At 39.5% G+C, this 20,906-nt stretch carries 18 protein-coding genes; 10 read left to right on the forward strand and 8 right to left on the reverse strand.

Annotation, left to right across the window (positions count from 1 at the left end):
- Positions 1-52: 52 nt before the first annotated feature.
- The 3 genes from dacC to LXF01_RS06055 all read right to left on the reverse strand — a co-directional run bounded on the left by dacC (position 53) and on the right by LXF01_RS06055 (position 2,308).
- Positions 53-1,201: a D-alanyl-D-alanine carboxypeptidase PBP5/6 gene (dacC, locus tag LXF01_RS06045; RefSeq protein WP_233945194.1), complete on the reverse strand. Its 1,149-nt coding sequence runs from the start codon at positions 1,199-1,201 to the stop codon at positions 53-55.
- Positions 1,202-1,319: 118 nt separating this feature from the next.
- Positions 1,320-1,706 (reverse strand): MCR_0457 family protein, encoded by a 387-nt coding sequence (locus LXF01_RS06050; RefSeq protein WP_233945195.1) that lies wholly within the window; start codon positions 1,704-1,706, stop codon positions 1,320-1,322.
- 227 nt (positions 1,707-1,933) lie between these two features.
- Complete coding sequence (locus tag LXF01_RS06055) at positions 1,934-2,308, reverse strand: MCR_0457 family protein (RefSeq protein ID WP_111884222.1); 375 nt, start codon at positions 2,306-2,308, stop codon at positions 1,934-1,936.
- Between the two features lie 117 nt (positions 2,309-2,425).
- On the opposite strand from LXF01_RS06055, the gene surE reads away from it, so the two are divergent.
- From surE to LXF01_RS06070, 3 genes are all read left to right on the forward strand, one after another.
- Positions 2,426-3,199 carry a 5'/3'-nucleotidase SurE gene (gene surE / locus LXF01_RS06060; protein WP_180172457.1) on the forward strand — a complete coding sequence of 258 codons (774 nt, stop codon included), beginning with the start codon at positions 2,426-2,428 and terminating at the stop codon, positions 3,197-3,199.
- 114 nt (positions 3,200-3,313) lie between these two features.
- Complete coding sequence (locus LXF01_RS06065) at positions 3,314-4,144, forward strand: peptidoglycan DD-metalloendopeptidase family protein (RefSeq protein ID WP_078191836.1); 831 nt, start codon at positions 3,314-3,316, stop codon at positions 4,142-4,144.
- Between the two features lie 92 nt (positions 4,145-4,236).
- Complete coding sequence (locus LXF01_RS06070; RefSeq protein ID WP_078190171.1) at positions 4,237-5,166, forward strand: LysR family transcriptional regulator; 930 nt, start codon at positions 4,237-4,239, stop codon at positions 5,164-5,166.
- A gap of 67 nt (positions 5,167-5,233) precedes the next feature.
- Here LXF01_RS06070 and LXF01_RS06075 read toward each other — a convergent pair whose 3' ends face one another.
- Positions 5,234-6,445 (reverse strand): aspartate aminotransferase family protein, encoded by a 1,212-nt coding sequence (locus LXF01_RS06075; protein ID WP_233945196.1) that lies wholly within the window; start codon positions 6,443-6,445, stop codon positions 5,234-5,236.
- Between the two features lie 198 nt (positions 6,446-6,643).
- Between LXF01_RS06075 and grxD the strand changes: the two genes are divergently transcribed.
- A complete protein-coding gene (grxD, locus tag LXF01_RS06080) occupies positions 6,644-6,985 on the forward strand; it encodes a Grx4 family monothiol glutaredoxin (protein ID WP_067762767.1) in 342 nt (113 codons plus the stop codon).
- A gap of 182 nt (positions 6,986-7,167) precedes the next feature.
- Here grxD and LXF01_RS06085 read toward each other — a convergent pair whose 3' ends face one another.
- Positions 7,168-9,816, reverse strand: a complete 2,649-nt coding sequence (locus LXF01_RS06085; protein WP_442781364.1) for an AAA family ATPase — start codon at positions 9,814-9,816, stop codon at positions 7,168-7,170.
- Positions 9,817-10,021: 205 nt separating this feature from the next.
- Here LXF01_RS06085 and LXF01_RS06090 point away from each other — a divergent pair, with 205 nt between their 5' ends.
- From LXF01_RS06090 to rpmE, 5 genes are all read left to right on the forward strand, one after another.
- Positions 10,022-12,166, forward strand: coding sequence for an AmpG family muropeptide MFS transporter (locus LXF01_RS06090; protein WP_233945198.1), 2,145 nt, complete (start codon positions 10,022-10,024; stop codon positions 12,164-12,166).
- 197 nt (positions 12,167-12,363) lie between these two features.
- A complete protein-coding gene (gloA, locus tag LXF01_RS06095; protein WP_078191833.1) occupies positions 12,364-12,765 on the forward strand; it encodes a lactoylglutathione lyase in 402 nt (133 codons plus the stop codon).
- 223 nt (positions 12,766-12,988) lie between these two features.
- Complete coding sequence (locus LXF01_RS06100) at positions 12,989-13,963, forward strand: bile acid:sodium symporter family protein (protein WP_180127205.1); 975 nt, start codon at positions 12,989-12,991, stop codon at positions 13,961-13,963.
- Between the two features lie 56 nt (positions 13,964-14,019).
- The gene (locus LXF01_RS06105; protein WP_233945199.1) at positions 14,020-14,490 is read left to right on the forward strand and encodes a hypothetical protein; all 471 of its coding nucleotides are present in this window, start codon (positions 14,020-14,022) and stop codon (positions 14,488-14,490) included.
- Between the two features lie 217 nt (positions 14,491-14,707).
- Positions 14,708-14,932, forward strand: coding sequence for a 50S ribosomal protein L31 (gene rpmE / locus LXF01_RS06110; RefSeq protein WP_078190165.1), 225 nt, complete (start codon positions 14,708-14,710; stop codon positions 14,930-14,932).
- Between the two features lie 83 nt (positions 14,933-15,015).
- On the opposite strand, the gene LXF01_RS06115 is transcribed toward rpmE, so the two are convergent.
- From LXF01_RS06115 to epmB, 3 genes are read right to left on the reverse strand one after another with little or no spacing between them, the layout of a single operon-like run.
- Positions 15,016-17,145 (reverse strand): EAL domain-containing protein, encoded by a 2,130-nt coding sequence (locus LXF01_RS06115; protein WP_233945200.1) that lies wholly within the window; start codon positions 17,143-17,145, stop codon positions 15,016-15,018.
- Entirely contained in the window at positions 17,127-18,872 is a 1,746-nt protein-coding gene (locus tag LXF01_RS06120; protein WP_180021984.1) for a GTPase, read from the reverse strand. Before LXF01_RS06120 ends, LXF01_RS06115 begins: the two co-directional genes overlap by 19 nt.
- A 14-nt stretch (positions 18,873-18,886) precedes the next feature.
- A complete protein-coding gene (gene epmB, locus LXF01_RS06125) occupies positions 18,887-19,903 on the reverse strand; it encodes an EF-P beta-lysylation protein EpmB (RefSeq protein WP_078191830.1) in 1,017 nt (338 codons plus the stop codon).
- Between the two features lie 388 nt (positions 19,904-20,291).
- Between epmB and efp the strand changes: the two genes are divergently transcribed.
- Positions 20,292-20,861, forward strand: a complete 570-nt coding sequence (efp, locus tag LXF01_RS06130) for an elongation factor P (RefSeq protein WP_067762759.1) — start codon at positions 20,292-20,294, stop codon at positions 20,859-20,861.
- The last annotated feature ends 45 nt before the right edge of the window (positions 20,862-20,906 follow it).

A 20,906-nucleotide genomic window follows, 5' to 3' on the forward strand; every position in this document is an offset into this window, starting at 1 on the left:
ACCGAAATCTAGATGCTTTCACTTTAGTCTTAATATCGAGTTTTCATCAAACTTAGAATAAGTTGCTAAAGAATTGTTTGATGTGATCAATCATTTTTGCAAAGAAACCAGCTTCTTCAACATTTTGTAGAGCGACAAGTGGTTTTTCAGCAATGACTTTGCCATTCAGCGTTGCAACGTATTTACCGACCACTTGACCTTGTTTTAAAGGAGCAGTTAATTTTGGTTGAACAACCAATTGAGTTTTAATGGCGTTCGCTTCGCCTTTAGGCATCGTCACGTTAAAGTTTTCAGCTAGACCTACTTGAACTTGATTGTCTTTACCGTACCAAACTTTTGCTTTTGCAAGCAATTGTTTAGCAGGTTGAACTTTTACAGTTTCAAAGTTTGCATAACCCCAAGCTAAAATTTCACGTGTTTGAGATGCACGCTCGTTCATGCTTGGCGCACCAAAGATCACTGAAATTAAACGTAAAGGACCACGTTTAGCTGAAGTCGTTAAGCAGTAGCCCGCTTCTTCAGTATGGCCAGTTTTTAAACCATCTACACTTGGGTCAGTATAAAGCAGGGCATTACGGTTGCCTTGCTTAATGCCATTGAACGTAAATTCTTTTTCAGAGTAGATTGGATAGTATTTTGAACTGTCATGAATGATATGTTGCGCAAGAGTCGCCATATCTTTGGCAGTCGAGAAATGACCTTCAGCTGGCATACCTGTCGCATTGATGAATTGAGTATTCACCATGCCAATACGCTTCGCTTCTTGGTTCATCATGTGGGCAAAGGTGCCTTCATTGCCAGCAATATGTTCTGCCATAGCTTTAGAAGCATCGTTACCCGACTGAATGATAATGCCACGTAACATTTCTAATGCAGTTGCAGTACCGTTGAGCGGAACGTACATACATGACTCAGTGCTGCTGCCGCGACACCAAGCCGACTCATTCATACGTACTTTTTCATTTTCAGTTAGTTCACCGCTTAATAACTTTTGTTCAATGATGTAACTGGTCATCATTTTTGTCATTGAAGCAGGAGCTAATTTTTCGTTTTCATTTTTAGAAGCAAGGATTTGCCCTGTCTCATAGTCCATCAGCACATAAGATTTATTATTTAATTCAGGTGGTGCAGAAAGGACAGTTGCCGCGAATGAAAAACTAGGTGCAAGTAGTAATGCGGCAAGGGCGGTTTTTCGGGTCATTCTGGGTGGTTCCAATAACTTAGGTATAAGCACAAAGAGCCTAGCATTTTAGGACAAAGCTAGGCGGACTGCTATGGGGTGCAAGCGCTTATTTTAAAAGTATTGTAACCAATTGGTATTATTTGCTGTAAGCAGTCAATTCTTTGCAAATCGCACCATTTTTCTTATCGCCAGCTTTCTTCGCATCAGACTGCGCTTCTTTTAAAGCGTCTTTAAAACTTTTTTGTTTGCTGAGTTGCTGTAAAGCATTTACTGGGTTCTTTTCATTCGGCATATATTCTTTAGCTAATTTTGCATAACCCGCTTCAAACTTTGGTCGATCTTTGTCATTCACCAATTTTGGGCAGACTTCAGATAGTACATAGATAGCTGCAAGTTCTTGACTGGTCACTTGAGGTGTAGGGGTGACTTCAATTTTTTCATCTGCGGCATGTGCAGACATGGTAGTGAAAGCAAAAGCAGAAAGGCTAAGGGCACAAAGAGATTTTACAAAGGAGTTTTTCATTTAAATAACCTGTTAATAACCTAAAAGATATCAAATAGCTAAAATTTATTTGCCTAGCTTAATCGTATTTCTGGTAGAGATCAGTAGAAAATTGTATTGAAGCTGTTTAGAAATCAATACATTGTGAAAGAAAAAAGGATGAGGCTATAAAGCGTCATCCTTTTTTGGGCAGGTTTGATGCAATAAGGACTAACCTATTGAGAGGACGTCCAAAGCTGAATGATCAATTAACCTTCATAACTTAAAACGTCATCACAAACTGATTTTTGCTCAGCTTTATCAGTTTCTTTAGCAGCTTGACGCGCTTCTTCAAGAACTGATTTATATTCGCTGTCAGACTGTAGTTTTTCTAATGTCATTGATTTATCAGAATAATCAGCAAGATATGTTTTAGTGAGTGCTTGAATGTTGGCATCAAATTTTGCATTTTGACCAATAATCGCAGGGCATACTTCTAACATGACTTGTGCAGATGCAATATCTTCTTTTACGATGGTATTGGCTTCTTCTTGAGTGAAGTCATTGTCTGCGACCACAGTTTGAGTCATGCAAGCTGCTAGAGCAAAGCTCAATAAACCACGAAGTGCTACGGTTTTATTCATTTTGTACACACACATTTATGCTGGATGTTGAAATGTAAATATATATAATTATTCATATATTTCAATAAAATGTTCTTGCGAGTCATTTTTTAATTTTTTAGTAATGGAAATTTAGTTGTGAATATTTTAATTGCCAATGATGATGGCGTTTTTGCTCCCGGTATCCAAGCTTTAGCACATGCATTGCGTCCTCTCGGTCGTGTGGTGATCGTGGCGCCTGAAAGCGAACGCAGCGGTTTTTCAAGTGCACTGACTTTAGATCGACCATTACGACCTGTCGAAATTGCACCAAATATGTGGGCAGTAAATGGTACACCTGCGGACTGTGTGTATTTATCAATGAATGGTCTGTTCGATTTTGAATTTGATCTGGTGGTGAGTGGGATCAATAGCGGCGCAAATCTGGGTGATGATGTGCTGTATTCAGGGACAGTGGGTGCCGCATTTGAAGGCCGTTTAATGAAACAACCTGCGCTAGCCGTGTCTTTGGCTGGGCCAAATGTGCGTAGTTATAATAACCCAGAAGATTATGCAGTCGCCGCGCAATGGGTGCATGATTTTATTGCCAAAGGACTACCCGCGCTACCTGCACGACATATTTTTAATATTAATATTCCAGATGTTGCTGAACTTCAAGGCACCAAAGTGACCTATCAAGGAAGACGTTTACAGTCCAAACCGATTACCAGTCATGTAGACCCGCGTGGTCGTCAAGTCTATTGGATTGGATTGGCAGGCGAGGCAGTGGCAGAGCCTAAGAAAGGCTTAACCGATATCGAGTCAGATTTTTTTGCCGTGGCAAATGGTTATGTCAGTGTAACGCCTATACAAATGGATGCTACAAACTATGAGATTTTGAATAACTTACACGCAGAGTTATCTAAAATTTAAGTATTAGTGTTATAACTTTGTGAAAATGGTTATGCCGCAACTTTTTTAGAGTGGATTTTTGCTAATCTTAGCCCATTCATAATGACTATATTTGAATTATTAGTGAGGAAGATGATGTCCCTGGTGTCACAATATCGCGTTATTACTGCTCCTGCAGCATTATTTAAGACCCTTGTTTTATCTGCTGCTGTGGTTACAACTTTGGTCATGACTGGCTGTGCGTCAAAACCACAAATTAATAATGCGACCCGTTATGCGACTGCTCCGGATTATTATACAGTTCGTTCGGGAGATACTTTAAGTGGCATTGCAGCTCGCTATGGCTTGAGCTATGTCAGCATCGCAGAAATGAACGATATTGCCCAGCCTTATCGCATCTATGTTGGACAATCCATTCGCCTTAAAAATAGTGGCTCTCGTCGTACGACGTCTACACAAGCCATGACTCAAGCGGCACCAATTCAACGCCAAACGATTGCAATGCCAACGCAAACAGCGCCCGTGACTCAAGCTTCAACCACACCATCGACAGTGACGCGAACTACAGTTCCAACGCCTGTGGTCAGTTCTTCAAGTTTACGTTGGGTGAGTCCAGTATCGCGTCCTACGGTATTACAAGGCTATAACTTAGCATCGAATGTGAAAGGAACACGTTACGCAGGTAATACAGGTGATCCTATTTTTGCAGCAGCTGATGGTCAAGTGGTCTATGCCGCCGATGGTCTTAAAGAGTACGGCAATTTAATTTTGGTGAAGCATATTAATGGCTATATCACTGCATATGCACATAACAGTAAAATGAATGTCAAAAGTGGCGATACTGTAAAAGCAGGGCAGCAAATTGGTGAGATGGGTTCATCGGGTACCAACCGCACGATGCTTGAGTTCCAAGTGCGTTTAGATGGTAAACCAATCAATCCAACTTCAGTTTTACCAAATAATTAAATATATAATGCAAAAGCAAAATATCCCCGTATAATACAATGAGTTGCTTTTATCGAAAGATGAAGCTTCTCATAAGTTTATGAGGGAAATTTATGTTAGATCAACTTCGAGCAATGGGTGTCTTTGCTTGCGTTGTGGAAAAAAATTCGTTTAGCGGTGCTGCTCGTGAGTTAGGTATTACCACGAGTGCCGTGAGTCAGCAAATCCGCTCACTAGAGCAGGATATGGAAGTCATTCTTTTACATCGTTCAACACGTAAGTTAAGTTTGACAGAAGCTGGACAAGCTTTTTTTCATAGTTGCCAAGAGATGCTATCTGCCGCAGAGCGCGGCAAAATTCGTATCAATGAACTTCGTGACGACTTAGTCGGTGAATTACGTATTGCATCAACACCAGAACTTTGTGCGAATCATGTGATTCCTGCATTGTCACATTGGATGTCGGCACATCGCGGTTTATCCGTTCATCTAGAAGCAGATAATCAATATATCGACTTAATTGATGGCCGCATTGATATTGCGCTACGAATGAGTTCAAAAATTGATGATCAACAGTTTCATGTGGTGCCATTGGCACATGTTGAACAAGTTCTCGTTGCAGCACCAAGCTATATCAACCAAACCAGTTTAATTACACGACCAGAAGATTTACAAAATCATGATATGGTTCAAATAAATTTGGTTAAAAACTTTCAGCATTTTGCATTTGAAAATGCAGTGACGAAAGAGCAGGTTGCATTGGATGTGCATTCCCGATTTACAACAAATAATGTATTTGCTGCAAAAGCAATGTGCCAACAAGGACATGGCATTGCAAGAATATTATATCTAGATACGCAAAAAGACTTATTAAACGGTTCTCTTGTTGAAGTTTTACCAGAATGGCGCTTACCATCATTTACTCTATATGCGGTGATGTCTAAACGTGATCAACAGCCTACTAAAATTCATCGTTGCCTAGATGCATTAAAATTGTATTTCAGTCAATTACCAGGCGGACGTGTATACCAAGAAGCCTCATAAAAACAAAAAAGGTTTAAAAAGATATAAAAAAAGCCGCAATCAGCGGCTTTTTTACTTTCGGCACAAATTACGCTAGAAAGTTTTTCACCATTTTAACAATGCGTTCAATCAAGATATCCGCTTGTTCTTTATTGATGTTTAGCGTAGGTAATAAACGAATCACAGAACCTGCTGTTACGTTAATAATCAAGTGATGCTCATCACGTGCAATATTCACAAGTTCGCCACATGCTTTTGGTAATTCAATGCCGACCATTAAACCAAAACCACGAACAGTTACGTTTTGATCGGCAAGTTGCTCTGTGAATTGCTCAACAAGGTACGCACCCATATTTGCAGCATTTTCAACAAGGTTTTCTTTTTGAATGGTATCAATCACGGTATAAACCACACGTGAACCTAATGCTGTACCGCTATAAGTTGAACCGTGGTTACCCGCTGTTAAAACGCCAACACCACGACCTTGAGTCATGACTGCGCCGATAGGGAAGCCATTACCTAGACCTTTTGCTGTAGTTAGCACATCAGGAACAATATTAGTGTGTTGATACGCAAAGTATTTACCTGTACGACCATTACCTGTTTGCACTTCATCAAGCATCATTAACCAGTTGTGCTGATTACAGATTTGACGAATTTCTTCTAGGTAGCTAAAACCCTGAGGTGCAGTATTTACACCACCTTCACCTTGGATCGGCTCAACCAAAATCGCTACGATGTCAGGGTGGTGAATCGCCGCTTCCTCAATCGCTTCGATATCACCGAAAGGTACACGGATAAAACCTTCAACCAATGGGCCAAAGCCTTCTTGAACTTTTTTGTTACCTGTTGCAGATAAGGTTGCCATGGTACGACCATGGAAAGAATGATCAGCAACGATAATTTTTGGTGTTGCGACACCTTGCATATGACCAAATTTACGTGCAATTTTGATTGCACCTTCATTTGATTCTGCACCACTATTTGAGAAGAAAACCTCTTCCATACCCGCAACTTCTGCTAATTTTTGCGCAGCAGCCGTTTGCCAAGGCACTTCAAATAAGTTACTGGTGTGAATGAGGGTCGCTGCCTGTTCAGCAATTGCTGCTGTAATTGCAGGATGTGAGTGACCTAAACCACAAACAGCGATCCCTGTCAGTGCGTCTAAGTATTCTGTGCCATCTGCAGTATACAGGTGAGCACCTTGACCTCGGACAAAGCTGATCGGTTGGCGGCCAAAGACTGGCATCAAGTGCGATGGTTGATCAGTTTGTACTGGGGCAAGGGTAATGTTATTCATGACTAACTCTAATTTGTCAGGTGATTGAAATAATATAGAGGAGACGCCATATATATATGAGCATCAAGAGGTCTATATAAGCAAAATATGACTCACTTGAAAAGCTGAAATGTAAATAAAACGTGAAATATTGCTTTAGTCATATTGTTTTACTCAGTTTTGGGTATAATGCGAAGCAGATTTATTGAGGATATATCAATGACTGAACAAGCACGCGATACAGAAGCGTTAATTCGTGACCAAATTGCTAAACACGCAGTTCTACTTTACATGAAAGGCACTCCACAGTTTCCACAGTGTGGTTTCTCTGCGCGTGCAGTAGAAGCGCTCAGTCAAATTGGTCGTCCGTTTGCTTATGTAAATATTCTTGAAAATCAAGATATTCGCGCAACTCTTCCACAAATTGCAAACTGGCCGACTTTCCCACAATTATGGATCAATGGTGAGTTGATCGGTGGTAGCGACATTATGCTTGATATGTTCCAAAAAGGTGAATTACAACCTTTAGTTGAACAATATAGCCCAGCTCCTGAAGCTTAATTGGATGTGTATTTGATGATTTTGATCATTGGATACAGATAAAAATAGCGCCTTTAAGGCGCTTTTTTTATGACTTATTTATCAAAAAAGTCGTGGTTTATGCGTTTTTCCACCATCCCCATACGCATTTAAAGCACAAAGGGTGGTGGAAAAATCAACAAATGAATAATCTAATCGAACATTTATGACGGATTGTCTTCAGTCGGACTTTCTTCAACACGTTGCTCGTTTTCAGCAGTCCCATTTTTAGCAGTACTGTCTTGAGCTTCAGACTTCTTTGCCTTTTTATCTTTGTCCTTTTTTGACTTCTTCTTTTTTTTCTTTTTCTTTGGCTCTTCTTCCTCAAACTCAGCACCATCTTCAATCGCTTGCCAGTATTCAAGTTGCTCCATGACAGCAGCGTAGATTGAGCCTTTGCTATAACGACCTTTTTTATCAAGAGTGCCTACTGGATGCGCCATCAAAATTTCTAGAGCTTGGTCAATGGTATCTATGGCGTGAATATGGAATTGACCTTTTTGTACAGCTTCAATCACATCTTTACGTAACATTAAGTGCTGCATATTTTGGCGTGGAATAATCACACCTTGCTTGCCTGTTAGCCCTTGTAATTTACATGCATCATAGAAGCCTTCAATCTTGGCATTTACACCACCAATCGGTTGAACTTGACCCAATTGGTTCATTGAGCCAGTGATTGCCCATGATTGATCGATCGGTAATTGGCTAATAGCGGAAATAAGAGCTGAAAGCTCTGCAACAGTTGCGCTGTCGCCATCTACTTGGCCATAGCTTTGCTCAAAGGCAAGGGCAGCAGAAAAATGTAAAATTTGTTCACGACCAAAGTGTGCCTTTAAGAAACTCGACATCAGCAGGACGCCTTTGGCATGTAAAGAACCACCGAGTTCTACACTACGCTCGATATCTAAAATATCGCCGCCACCTTGATAAACCGAAGCCGTTAAACGTGACGGTAAACCAAATTCAACATCAGCATATTGAATCACAGAGAGGGCGTTAATCTGCCCGAATCGATGACCTTTGGTTTCGATTAACTGTGTACCGCGAGTAAGATCTTGCCAATATAATTCACGTAAGTAGCCTAGACGGTATTTACGATGATCAAGAGCGGTGTTGATATGTGTTTCTGTCACCATTTTATCGCCAGCAAGTGCTGCATGATGATGTGCTTCACGAATCAAATCACCTAAGGTGAGGGCATGTAATGACAAAGAGCTTTGATCTTCAGCTTGACGACTTGAATCAGTTAACAGTGCAGCAAGTGCTGTACGGTCAAACGGCAGAAGTTTGTCTGTTTGCACATAATCAGCAATTAGCTGCATATATGCCTGCTCATTAATGTCATTACGTTGTAATGTATCGGTAAAATCGGCACGAATTTTAAAGACACTGCCCAGTTCTGGTTCGAGTTCTAAAATATCGTAATAAATATCAGGTTCAGCAAGCAGGATCACTTTGATATTTAAATCAATAGCTTCAGGCTCAATCGAAATACTGCCTGTCAATGTAAGCATATGTTCAAGTGAAGACAGCTTTAAATGTCCTGACTTTAATGCACGTTTTAGACCTTGCCATGCATAAGGCTGCTCTAAAAGTTGTTCAGCTTCCAAGATGAGGAATCCACCATTGGCCTTATGCAATGCACCAGGACGGATTAACGTAAAGTCTGTGGTGATGGTGCCATTTTGGGTCAGTTGTTCGACATGACCTAGCAAATTGTAATGGGTTGGGAAATCTTCAAAAATAACTGGCGCACCAGCATTTGGTTTGTGTGAGGCGATAATGTTAGCTTGGTAGCGAGATGGCACGCGGTTAAATAGGCCAGGTGTAAAGTCATCTTCTTCTTGCTCAAGCACAAACTCAACATTTTGAATGATGTCATCTGCATATTGCTTCAGATAATCTTCCAAGCCTTCAACCATGCTGAATTTATTTTGAATCACATCAATACGCGGCATGACGACTTGTTTAGCAATTTCACGGTTTAAAACCTGAACTTTATCGCGTGCGTCATCTTCAAGATCACCAAGATGTAGACCAAGACGTTCAAGTTTTTTATCCATATAACGGACGTTTGACGCAATTTCAGCACGTTGTTTGCTGCTTAAAGCATGGATGTCTTCTTTCGACATTTCTTGGTATTTGTTATCTACTAAGTGCATCGGAACGAAACAATGATCATCATCCTGAGAAATCAGTTTAAGATCGAGCTCTTCACCTTCTCGGGTTAATTCAACTAAAGCAAGATGTTGTTCATCACCAGCATGTTGGCGAATCATTTCAATACGATTGTGATAGGTTTCTGCGGTGAAGCGACGTTCAAGCTGTTTTAATATGGTTTGCCAACTTTGATGTAATAACGCTTGGAACTTTGTCGCTTGACCAGAGGGAAGTTTCAGCGCAATCGGTTCGCGCGGAAATTTAAAATTATTGACATAGACCCAGTCTGAAGGCGTTGGCATATTTTTAGCGTGTTGTTGTAATAAGCGCTTAATCATGGTGCGCTTACCTAAGCCTGCGGTACCTACAGCAAAAATGTTATAGCCTGAATAGGGTAATGCAATGCCAGCCTCGACCGAAGCTCGGGCACGATCTTGTCCTAAAAAGTCATTAAGTGGTTTGATCCGCTTGGTAGACGTTGGTATTTTTTTGAGTTCAGGTGTATGCGTCAGCTGAAGCGGCTGCAACTGGGTTTTAGTTAAAGTATTCTGTATTTCGGGTTGATCAAAAGCGCTCTTTAGTGTCGTTACTGTTTCTGCTAAGTTTTTTGTGTTGGTTTCATTAATGGTGGTTGATAAAGAAGAGTGAATTTGTTCAAGTCGCTGGGTCACTGTTGAATCCAAAAAACTAAAGAATAGAGATATGTAATTAAGGTATACAGGTTTAATGCCAAAGATCAAGCAACAGCATGCGAAATATCGATAAAATAAAACAATGATTTCATAAATGTTGTTGAAACCGTTGTCATTAAGCGCTTGAATAGCAACATTCGATTTTGACAAAAATAACTGAGTCATGACAACACAAGCTTCAGGATGGAAATCTGCTTTTACTGCATTTTTAGACCGACGTGCGCTGATTATGCTTTTTCTTGGCTTTTCGGCCGGTATTCCAATTTTACTGATCTTTTCCAGTTTATCGCTTTGGTTAGGTGAAGCAGGAATTGATAAAAGTGCAGTAACTTTTTTTAGTTGGGCTGCACTTGGCTATTCGTTTAAGTTTGTTTGGGCACCCTTAATTGATGAGTTGCCTGTACCATTTTTAACCAAACAACTCGGACGTCGCCGTGCATGGTTGTTGATCGCTCAGGTTCTCATTATTTGTGCAATTTGTATCATGGCATTTTCAGACCCAGCTTTAGGGCAAAGCTATATTTACCAAATGGCTGCTGGAGCCGTATTACTTGGTTTTTCTGCCGCAACGCAAGACATTGTGATTGATGCGTATCGTATTGAGTTGGCAGAAACTGAAATGCAGACCGTTTTAGCTTCGACCTATAATGCAGGTTATCGTATCGGCATGATCGTGGCAGGTGCAGGGGCGTTATTTTTGGCGGCATATTTAGGCACGGCCAAAGGTAACTATATTTATGAAGCTTGGAAATATACTTACCTTGCAATGGCTGCTGTAATGGTTATCGGTATTATCACAACTTTATCGATACGTGAGCCGCAGGTTGACCGTGTACAAAAGCATTATAAACGGACCGACTATTATCGCTTAGTCGCTGTATTTTTTGCTGCGGTGGTTGCTTTTGTTTTGAGTTATATCTATTCAGGTGTTGCGGTTGAAAGCTTGAAAGAGCAGTGGCAAATTTCAGACTCATTTGCATTGTTCTGTTTAGAGGCTGTACGCTTTATTGGTTCAGCTATGGTTGCTTTTGGTGTCGGTTCTGTTTTAGTGAAATCAGGTGCTGTAAATAAGCAGATGGCATTTGAAACTTGGGTTAATCCAGTTGCAGATTTTTTTAAGCGTTATGGTCTAAAACTGGCTTTAGTGCTGTTGTTACTTATTGGTTTTTACCGTATTTCCGATATTATCGCCGGCGTCATTTCTAATGTGTTTTATCAAGATTTAAACTTCACCAAAGAGCAGATTGCTGAAGCTGTAAAAGTCTATGGTGTGATTTTTAGCTTGGTTGGCGGCTTCCTTGGCGGTTTGCTAGCGCAGCGCATGAACATTATGAAATTGATGTTTGTTGGTGCGATTTTAGCAAGTTCAACAAACTTGATTTTTATCGGTCTGGTCAAATCAGGTCAGCCATTAAGCGATGTCATTGTAAATGTAGCAGGGCAGCAATATACAGCGACGCCGGATGACACGGGTGCTTGGGCAGTTCAAATTCCAAAAGCAGTCTTGGCTGCAGATCAAAATATTAAAGTCAGTGCGGATTATCAGTCTAAGAATCAACATCCAGTACAGGTGAGTTTGCCGTATTTGAATAATGCTTTTTCAAACTCAGCAATGATGTTGCTGCCAGTGACTTCAGATAACACGATTTCAGCTCAAGAGACTGCAAATAGTATCGTGGTCCGTGGACAATACTTGGCAGGCGAGTTAAAAGAAAGTCAAAAAATTCAAATTATTTTGGATGCTAAACCATTCGACGCGAAGCTTGATAAAACTGGTGTTTTTAGTGCTGCAATTCCAGGTCAAGCGCTCGAAACAGCAAAGCAAAAAACATTAACGGCTCAACTACTAGAAAATGATGTAGTGAAAAAGAGTGTCGATTTAACATATCAAGTGAATACATCAGCCAATATGTCAGGTGTGCTTGGTGTTGATATTCAACCGATTAATTTGGCAAGTGCTGAACAGAATGTGGACATCAAAGGAAAGGTTATTAAGCCTTATAGTTCGCTGTGGTTATATTTCGCGATTATTGTTGATAACTTGGCTTCTGGTCTTGCTGGTGCGGCATTTATTGCATTTTTATCGAGCTTAACCAGTGTTTCTTTCACAGCTGTTCAATATGCCATCTTTAGTTCATTAATGACCTTAACCCCTAAAATTTTAGGCGGTTACTCTGGTACGATTGTGACCAATATCGGTTATCCAAACTTTTTCTTGATGACGACTTTAATTGGTATTCCGATTTTAATTTTAGTGGTTTGGGTCGCCAAACTATTGAGAGAACATGAACAAAAATCCAATTCATAATTCAATTTAACTTGAAAAAGCCTATTCAGTTTGAATGGGCTTTTTTATTCTAAGCTACTAAATAGCCTAAGTATATCTGTGGTTTTAGACAAGGATATTTGAAATAAGCGGGTATATGCATTCTAGACTTAAATTGAACTTTGTATGTTAAATCCCTATAGTATTCAAACATAATGATAGATTTAGGAAACTCGATTATGCGCATGCTGCATACCATGTTACGTGTAGGCAATTTAGAGCGTTCATTGGCGTTCTATACTGAAGTACTCGGTATGACTTTGCTTCGTAAGCGTGATTATGAAGAAGGTCGTTTTACTTTGGCATTTGTGGGCTATGGTGATGAAGAAAATCATACTGTACTTGAGTTAACGCATAACTGGGATACGGAGAGTTATGAATTGGGTAACGCTTATGGCCATATTGCTATTGCAGTAGATGATGCCTACAAGGCTTGTGAAGAAATTAAAGCACGTGGCGGAAACGTGGTACGTGAAGCAGGACCAATGAAAGGTGGTGTGACCGTCATTGCCTTTGTTGAAGATCCAGATGGCTATAAAATTGAGTTGATCCAACAAGACTCAAATGCACGAAATAATTAATCTGCACTTATTCATTTAAAGTCATATGTAATGCTGAATATTCTTATTTATAATTTTTTTTGCGTTGAGCTCACTATCAACGTTTAAAATAATGAATATATCGGAGAAAAGCTGGCTTTATTTACATGGCCCAGTAAGATTAAATTTACTCAATGGTAAATTTAGCTTATTGGGCATTTTTGTGCCGATCAGCTTTAAAGGGAAATTTGTACAGGATGTTGTTATGCTAAAAATGTTGGCTTTGGATCGTTTTACCATTCTACTTTTTGTAATGGTCATACTTGCGACTTTTTTGCCTGTCAGTGGTCAAGCTGCAGAAATTTTTGGCTATATTACAACGGCTGCAATTGCCATTTTATTTTTTCTACATGGTGCAAAGTTATCTCGTGAGGCTGTGGTTGAAGGCATAATGCATTGGAAGTTACATGCTTTAGTTTTTGCTTTTACCTTTGCATTATTTCCATTAGTGGGTTTAATGGCGAAACCAATTCTCGTGCCGATGTTAGGGCAAGAGTTGTATTGGGGCTTTTTGTTTATGTGCTTTTTACCCTCGACAGTACAGTCTTCCATTGCATTTACTTCGGTAGCACAGGGTAATGTTGCTGGCGCAGTCTGTAGTGCATCATTTTCAAATATTATTGGGATGTTTATTACCCCAGTGATGGTGGCCTATTTTATTCTCGGCCAGTCACAACATAACTACGATCCGACAGCATCTATTATCCAAATTACCCTGTTATTACTGATTCCCTTCATTTTAGGGCAGCTCCTCCGTCCTTGGGTGTTTCCTTATATGAAGAAAATGCCAAAAATTGTGAAGGTATTTGATCAGGGCTCAATTTTGATGGTGGTCTATGGTGCATTCAGTAGTGCGGTGGTGGCAGGGCTTTGGCATCAAGTAAGTGGTATGACTTTATTTCTATTGATTGTGGCGTGCTCTGTCTTGTTAACGATCATTATGTTATTGGCGCTATACGTACCGCGTTGGTTGGGCTTTAGTCGAGCTGATCAAAAGACGATTTTCTTTTGTGGCTCTAAAAAAACCTTGGCGAGTGGTGTGCCCATGGCACAAATTCTCTTTATTGGTCAGCCGATGGGGATGATAGTTTTACCAATTATGATCTTTCACCAAATTCAGTTGATGGTCTGTGGTGTGATTGCCAACCTTTGGGCAAAACAGAGCCGTGGGCAAGAGTAAGGACGAGATGAATACGTCCTTTTAAAATACCTTATATAGATGAAAAGAAAATAATCATGAAAATTAAAAAAGGCTTTTTCATTTTATTCTTGGGTATGAACACAGTCGTTCATGCTCAAGAGGATTTATCTTTAAATAGTAACCGTGATGTCATTGAAAAAATGCCGCTCATCAGCCTACAGCCCATGCTAGATTTTTGTCGTGATCGACAACCACAGATGAATACGGAATTAGATCAGGCTTATCAAGCTGCCAAGCTAAAATTAATTGCTGCGGTTCAGGCTGTCCGTTTTAATGGTGTAGAGCCATTAAAAGCAAAAGATGTTGATCAGCCAGTCGATGCACAATTTAAACAGCAGCTTCAAGGCATGTTAGAGGGCATGAGCAAATCATTACAGCCAGTAAATGCAGCGACGTTTTGTCCTGCATTTATTGAAAGATTAAATCATTTTGATCAAGCCCAATTTCAGCGTACAGTCGAATTACAATATCAGAAATATTTAGAGCAAGCTCAACCTAAAGAGTAGAGCGATTCAGCCTTGAATATCTATTTATTAACAATAAAAAATCAGCTATAATTTGCCCCAACTTGTTGTGCTTAGCTCTGGCGGTATCCGTCTCGGTGGGCCAAAAGAATGGTCTGTTATGGTGTTGGTCTGCTTTTTTAAGCCTTCCTTGTAGTGATGCAAGAGTGATCAATTGCGATGACAGCTAAACCTTCTTAAATCTTAGGAGTAATCGACGATGCGCGCCGATATTCACCCAAAATATGAAACTTTAGTTGCTACATGTTCATGCGGTAACGTAATTGAAACTCGTTCAGCTCTTGGTAAAGAAACTATTTACCTAGACGTATGTTCTGCTTGCCACCCATTCTACACTGGTAAACAGAAAAGCGTTGACACTGGCGGTCGTATCGACAAATTCAAACAACGTTTTGCTGGTATGTCACGTTCTATCAAACGTTAATATCCAAAACGAAAAAACGGGCTTTATGCCCGTTTTTTTGTGCCGATAAAAAGATAAACCTTAAATCGGCAATGTTCAGAACCTTATTGGTCCTGAACATCAATGAGATGGTCGAGTTTCTTCTGGAAATAATCGCCTTGAATAAAGCGAGCCTCAACATTCCAAGCATTGGCAAACAGGGTCATGTCATTTAATTCACGTAGCATGATTTCAACAGTTTTGATTTCATGATAAGTGGTAATTTTTTCTTGCAGCTCTTGGCATGACTTATCGTTTGCAAGCATTTTGGTCAAACTTGAATCTAATGTTAAGCAGTGAACATCCATTTGACGTAATAATGATTCGCTAAACATCGAATGACCAAAATTACGTAAAGCCAGTTCGGCACCATTTTTACGAAGTTCAATAAATGCTTTTTGAGCCGCATCAATATTGAGCTGAATGTCTTCTTCTGCAAATTGTAAAATTAACGGATTTTTCAATTTACTACGAATAATCGTAATGAGTTTTGAAATAAACTCAGGGAAGGTGCGGTCGTTATATAGCACTTCCTTGTTCAGGTTAACGATTAATTTAGCTTCAGGGAACTGAGTAATAAAGTTGTGTAGCTGTTTACACGATTCAACCAAGATCCAACGATCCAATTTAATGGATAGCTCTGAGTCTTCAGCCAATTCACGTAGTTGGGCGATATCTTTCCATTTATTTTCAAAAATAAAGCCGCTGGTTACTTCATAAGTATAAAGATGTGAATCTTCTTTATCATACAGTTGCTGATATTTAAGATGAATTTCACCGCGTTCTAAGCAGTTGCGAAGGGCCTTGATAATAGGAGCTTCATCACTAACGACAATCGGTGCGATTTGCGCTTCTGGTGTACCAAAATCCAAACTTGGAATATCAATTTCTAATGGAATAGTTAAGTCGATTTCAGGTGCTTGTTGGTTGGTTGGTAGCGCAGTATTAAAGGCTTTCGCAATAAAGGTATCAAAATGTGCTTCATCACGAATATCGCTGTCTAAAACACTGTATCCTATGCGTAAATTTAATGGATAAGTTTCATTGTTTACACTGAGTAATTGAGGTTTGCTCAGGGTGTTAAGACCAATCAACTTAGACTCAAGTTTGAGCTGATTATCCGCTTGGAATAAAGCAACGATTGCACCATTATCTAAACTAAATAATGGAGCATGAGTCTGATCTTTCAAGAAGTCTTTAATATTGGTGAAATAGCTCTTATAAGTATTCCAATCTTTTTGAAAAATCGCATCAGAACAAGAAGCCAATGTAAATAGAACTAATGCATTTACATTAGCAGGTTGCTGAGCAATGGTACGGTTGAGTTGTTGAAATGCTTTTGGTTTTTGTGGGCTAGCTTCAACTTGAGCATTGCTTACAGCATTGCTGCTTTGACTGCCAATTTCAATTGCGAGCTGTAAAGCATCTTCTTCAGCCGAGGCAATAAATTCGAGTTTTAGTGGGTTTTGCCCAGCCACTGCGATATTTTGTGAAACGAGATCAAAACGTCCTAAATCGAGCTGTCCTTGGCTGATTTTTTTAAAGCGTTGTTTAAAGTCGTTGAGGTCAGTAGGTTGTAATAGATCGAGTAAAGGCAGACCAATTACATCATCTTCATTTTTTAGACCAAACAAAGTGAGATATTCAGCATTGGCTTGAATGTGAATGCCTTCTTGAATCACGGCAACCGCTTTACGACTATCTTCAACTAAAGACTGGGTTTGGATTTGAGCTGTTTCGAGCTCTTCCATTAAATGTTGCTGCGATTGTTGTAGGCGACTAAAGGATAAAGCACGGATTAAACCAAAATAGAAACTCTCAGGTTCAGCAATATCGACAATGTCATAAATCCCTTTTTTGACTAAACTTGCATATTGTTCTGCTTGATAGTCTTCAGGTTTAAGTAAAATAATCGGTAAATTCGGTTGGCTCGATAGTTGAACTAAACTTAAAGCTTGTTCATATTTTAAATCATAAGCACGTCCAAAAATGATCAAGTCCCAATTGAGATTCAGCTGTTTTTCGAAATTTTGTAAATCATCAAGTAATATGGCATGAACTTGATGTTCGCTGTTTGTCAATAAATCACGTATCTGGTTAAAACGTATTTGATTATCATCAATAATGAGTAATCGAGTTTCCGTACGTTTTAGTTTTTTGGATAGTAATGGATTTCTCACTTTAATGCTTCCCATAAGTCGTTATTTTTGATCTCATTGCTCTGTTTTGCAATATAGTCTTTAACGACATTTTCTTGCTCTTCATTCAATAATTCATATTCAAAGCGAATAAAGCTTTGCGTCACCAACTGCGCTTTGGTGAGATAGACTTTGATGTCTTCTTTGCCTAAGCGAAGGTGGATCGTTTGTTTCTCTCGGAAGAGATTTGCCCCAGGTAAAATTAAGGTCGTAGACACTTGATCAAGTTGTGTGGTCTGTACCAATAAAGCAGGTTGATGATTTGTTGTATTGCGGTCGGTACGAATATGGGCTGAACATGGATACAAATCTTGAGCCAGTACTTCGAGACCCAATTCCAAACTTTTTTCAGTCGATTGTTTGATCCAACGAACAACACCGCCACGCCATTGGCTTTGAGCATTTTCTTGGATCAAAATAAATTCGCCGGTTTTTAAATTAGCAGGGGTAGGGCCAGTCCATTTAATGCGATAACCATTCACACTAATATCTAATACGTCAGCGGTATGAATCTGTTTTGCTTCACGATCTAGCGCTTTCGCATTAGTCATGCCTGTTGGCATATTTGAATCATGCGAATTGACAAAAGAGGCTTCATTGTGGAATTGATAATTGCCTTCCAAATCTAAAGTTTCGTGGAAGTTTTTACCTTTAGAGAGATAGAAATGCGCCACCATTAAGCTAAAGCAAATATTAATTTGCGCAGAATATTCATAACGTTCATGACGACGTTCAGTGTTGTTGGTCAAAATATTATGAATATGGAAATATAGCGCTGGAGTTAAAAATAACTTTTCATTTTTAGATAAATAATTGGCATTTCTAGTTTGCGTTTCGGTCAAATGATCGAGCAAGTTTTGCGTTGAAATGTATACATTGGCTTGATAAGACCGATCTTGTTTTGAGTTATAAATCGGTGGGTGATCTTTTTTCGTGTCTACAACATAGCGTGAAAGCGTGGTTTCTTTCGGTAGGATTTGAACCAATTTTGCCCAGTCAAAGCTACATAAATACAAACCTTGGATTTCAGCTGGGCGAATCTGATGATTATTGAAAATATCTAATAAGATTAATTGTGCATAAGCTTGAGCAATATTTGCAATTTGATGTTGAGTACCCAGTAACTGATTGACATTACTTTGATAGAAATTGTGTTCAATGGCACATTCAATCAGTTGATGTGCCGCAATCCATTGACCTGCAGTCGGTGTGGCATACAACATATGTTGTTGATACAACAACAGTGTCAGTTGTTGCAACGCATAGTAGATTGATGCAATTCGAGCGGTTTGTAAGCTTTTTTTATGGCCGAATGAAAAAATCGAAAACTTTTGTTGATTAAGCTGCTGATTACATCGTTTGGCAATATCAATATAGATTTTGGCAAAGTGACTGCGTAAAAGCATCGCCAATTCAATGATTTGGTCATTACGATCCGTGGTAATGAGGCTTTGATTGGTAAAGTGTTTTTCTAAGCTTGTGAGCACACTTTCCATAGTCGGATGTAAAATTTGAACCAAATCAAAACGTAACATCTCTTGGCATTTCAGCTCGGAGATTTCAAGTAAGGCATTGAATAAAGCTTTAGATGAGGTACCCAATTGTAAAATTGAAATACCGTTTAACCACTCTTGTAGACCTTTAGCATTGGTCGGACAAAAGCTTAATTTATCCAGCTTTAATTCAGTCGGATTGTAAAACGTATCTGAAGTATGCGTGGTCATCTTTATTATTTAACTCAAAAAGTTGAAGCCCCAAAAAGCGGTGTCTTGTTTTTTTCGCCCGCTATTTCCCGTACAAGTTTAGGAACCAAATAACCAGGTAGGTTCTCTAAAACTTTTTTATAAATTAAATCAATATCCTGAGCTGGTGTATCAAAATGATGAGCACCTTTTACTTTATCCAGAACATGCAAATAATATGGCATTACACCTGCGTCGAATAAGCGGTAACTCAAATCGACCAATACTTCTGCAGAATCATTAACCCCTTTTAATAAGACTGCTTGGTTCAGCACGGTGATTCCTTGTTTGACAAGCTGTTGAAGCTGGCTGCACGTGAAGTCATCTAGCTCTGATGGATGATTTGAGTGTACCACTAGAATAATGCGTAGCCTACTGTTTTTTAAAATAGAAACCAGCTCTTCATCGACACGGTTGGGGATTACGATAGGAACTCGTGAATGAATTCTCAAAAATTTAATTTGTGGCAAAGTCGATAAACGTTCAATCCACACTTGAAGTTTACGATTTGATAGTGTGAGCGGGTCTCCACCACTTAAAATCACTTCATTAATATCGGGTTGTTGTTCAATATATTGTTTAATGTTTGGCCAATCGTCATTTTTAGGCAGGTTTTCTTGGTATGGAAAATGCCGGCGGAAACAATAACGGCAATGGACCGCGCAGGCACCGGTTAAAGTCAGTAAAAAACGAGACTTGTACTTATGTAATACTCCTGGCTGTTGGTTAGCCTGCTCTTCACCTAAAGGGTCGGTGACAAAACCGGCGTGTTCTTCAAGTTCCAAATGATGCGGTAGGACTTGCAGTAAAAGCGGATCGAGCGGATTACCTTTTTGCATTTTTTCGACAAAAGCGCGCGGCACACGTAGGCGAAACTCATCTGCTGCGAACTGAGCACCCGATAATAACTGATCATGCGAAAGTTCTAATACATCGAGTAATTCTTGAGGATTTGTTATCAAATCACTCAATTGGGTTTGCCAGTTTTGCTCTTGAAATAAATAGTTTATCATGCCGATTGTTTAAAAAATGCAGAAAGGTGAGTAGGGAATATTGCTGAAATTAATGCGTCGAACTTTGATGTTTAAGCTGAAAAAATTCCGATAAAGCTTAGAACGGATGAAGCCTACGAAATATTTATTAAGTTTCAGTAAACAGCAATTTTACCTGTTTGTGGGCATTGTATAAACAAAGTTCTTTAATGTCTGAGTGTAAGTTAAGCAGCTTGACCCCTTTAATGGGGATTTTTTCGTTGCGACATGGTGCATTGGTCATTTAGAATACGCAATATCACATTAATGTGCATGTGGCAGCCAATGTTACAGTCAGTACTTGCTAAATGACATGTTACAGCCCATAGCATCTATAGATTAAAGTTAGTAAGTTTGGAGTGAGCCAGTCATGGCCTATTATTCTACGAATGATTTCAAGTCAGGCCTTAAGGTCATGCTTGACGGTAACCCATGTTCAATCATGGAAAACGAATACGTAAAACCAGGTAAAGGCCAAGCTTTTAACCGCGTAAAATTACGTAACCTTAAAACTGGTAAAGTTTTAGAAAAAACTTTCAAATCTGGTGATTCACTAGAAGCTGCTGACATCCAAGAAGTTGAAATGAACTACTTGTATAACGACGGTGAAATGTGGAACTTCATGGACCCAGAATCTTTCGAACAAATCGCTGCTGATAAAGTTGCTATGGGCGACGCGGCTAAATGGTTGAAAGATGACTCAAATGAACTTTGCACAATCATGCTTTGGAACGGTGTTCCTTTAACTGTGAGCGCGCCAAACTTCGTTGTATTAAAAATCGTTGAAACTGATCCAGGTGTACGTGGTGATACTTCAGGCGGTGGCGGTAAACCGGCTAAGCTTGAAACTGGTGCAGTTGTACGTGTTCCATTATTCGTACAGCAAGAAGAAAGCGTTCGTGTAGACACTCGTACTGGTGACTATTTAGAACGTGCATAATGGTTTAAAAATAGACTATTATCGAAAGGGATGAAGTGATTCATC

The sequence above is a fragment of the Acinetobacter sp. SH20PTE14 genome (assembly GCF_021391555.1).
In the GTDB taxonomy this organism is placed as follows: domain Bacteria; phylum Pseudomonadota; class Gammaproteobacteria; order Pseudomonadales; family Moraxellaceae; genus Acinetobacter; species Acinetobacter amyesii.

What these genes read in the sequence shown, in the direction of transcription:
- dacC (WP_233945194.1), bottom strand. Translation starts at nt 1,201, where the DNA reads ATGACCCGAAAAACCGCCCTTGCCGCATTACTACTTGCACCTAGTTTT.
- LXF01_RS06050 (WP_233945195.1), bottom strand. Translation starts at nt 1,706, where the DNA reads ATGAAAAACTCCTTTGTAAAATCTCTTTGTGCCCTTAGCCTTTCTGCT.
- LXF01_RS06055 (WP_111884222.1), bottom strand. Translation starts at nt 2,308, where the DNA reads ATGAATAAAACCGTAGCACTTCGTGGTTTATTGAGCTTTGCTCTAGCA.
- LXF01_RS06065 (WP_078191836.1), top strand. Translation starts at nt 3,314, where the DNA reads ATGTCCCTGGTGTCACAATATCGCGTTATTACTGCTCCTGCAGCATTA.
- LXF01_RS06070 (WP_078190171.1), top strand. Translation starts at nt 4,237, where the DNA reads ATGTTAGATCAACTTCGAGCAATGGGTGTCTTTGCTTGCGTTGTGGAA.
- LXF01_RS06075 (WP_233945196.1), bottom strand. Translation starts at nt 6,445, where the DNA reads ATGAATAACATTACCCTTGCCCCAGTACAAACTGATCAACCATCGCAC.
- grxD (WP_067762767.1), top strand. Translation starts at nt 6,644, where the DNA reads ATGACTGAACAAGCACGCGATACAGAAGCGTTAATTCGTGACCAAATT.
- LXF01_RS06090 (WP_233945198.1), top strand. Translation starts at nt 10,022, where the DNA reads ATGACAACACAAGCTTCAGGATGGAAATCTGCTTTTACTGCATTTTTA.
- gloA (WP_078191833.1), top strand. Translation starts at nt 12,364, where the DNA reads ATGCGCATGCTGCATACCATGTTACGTGTAGGCAATTTAGAGCGTTCA.
- LXF01_RS06100 (WP_180127205.1), top strand. Translation starts at nt 12,989, where the DNA reads ATGCTAAAAATGTTGGCTTTGGATCGTTTTACCATTCTACTTTTTGTA.
- LXF01_RS06105 (WP_233945199.1), top strand. Translation starts at nt 14,020, where the DNA reads ATGAAAATTAAAAAAGGCTTTTTCATTTTATTCTTGGGTATGAACACA.
- rpmE (WP_078190165.1), top strand. Translation starts at nt 14,708, where the DNA reads ATGCGCGCCGATATTCACCCAAAATATGAAACTTTAGTTGCTACATGT.
- LXF01_RS06115 (WP_233945200.1), bottom strand. Translation starts at nt 17,145, where the DNA reads ATGGGAAGCATTAAAGTGAGAAATCCATTACTATCCAAAAAACTAAAA.
- LXF01_RS06120 (WP_180021984.1), bottom strand. Translation starts at nt 18,872, where the DNA reads ATGACCACGCATACTTCAGATACGTTTTACAATCCGACTGAATTAAAG.
- epmB (WP_078191830.1), bottom strand. Translation starts at nt 19,903, where the DNA reads ATGATAAACTATTTATTTCAAGAGCAAAACTGGCAAACCCAATTGAGT.
- efp (WP_067762759.1), top strand. Translation starts at nt 20,292, where the DNA reads ATGGCCTATTATTCTACGAATGATTTCAAGTCAGGCCTTAAGGTCATG.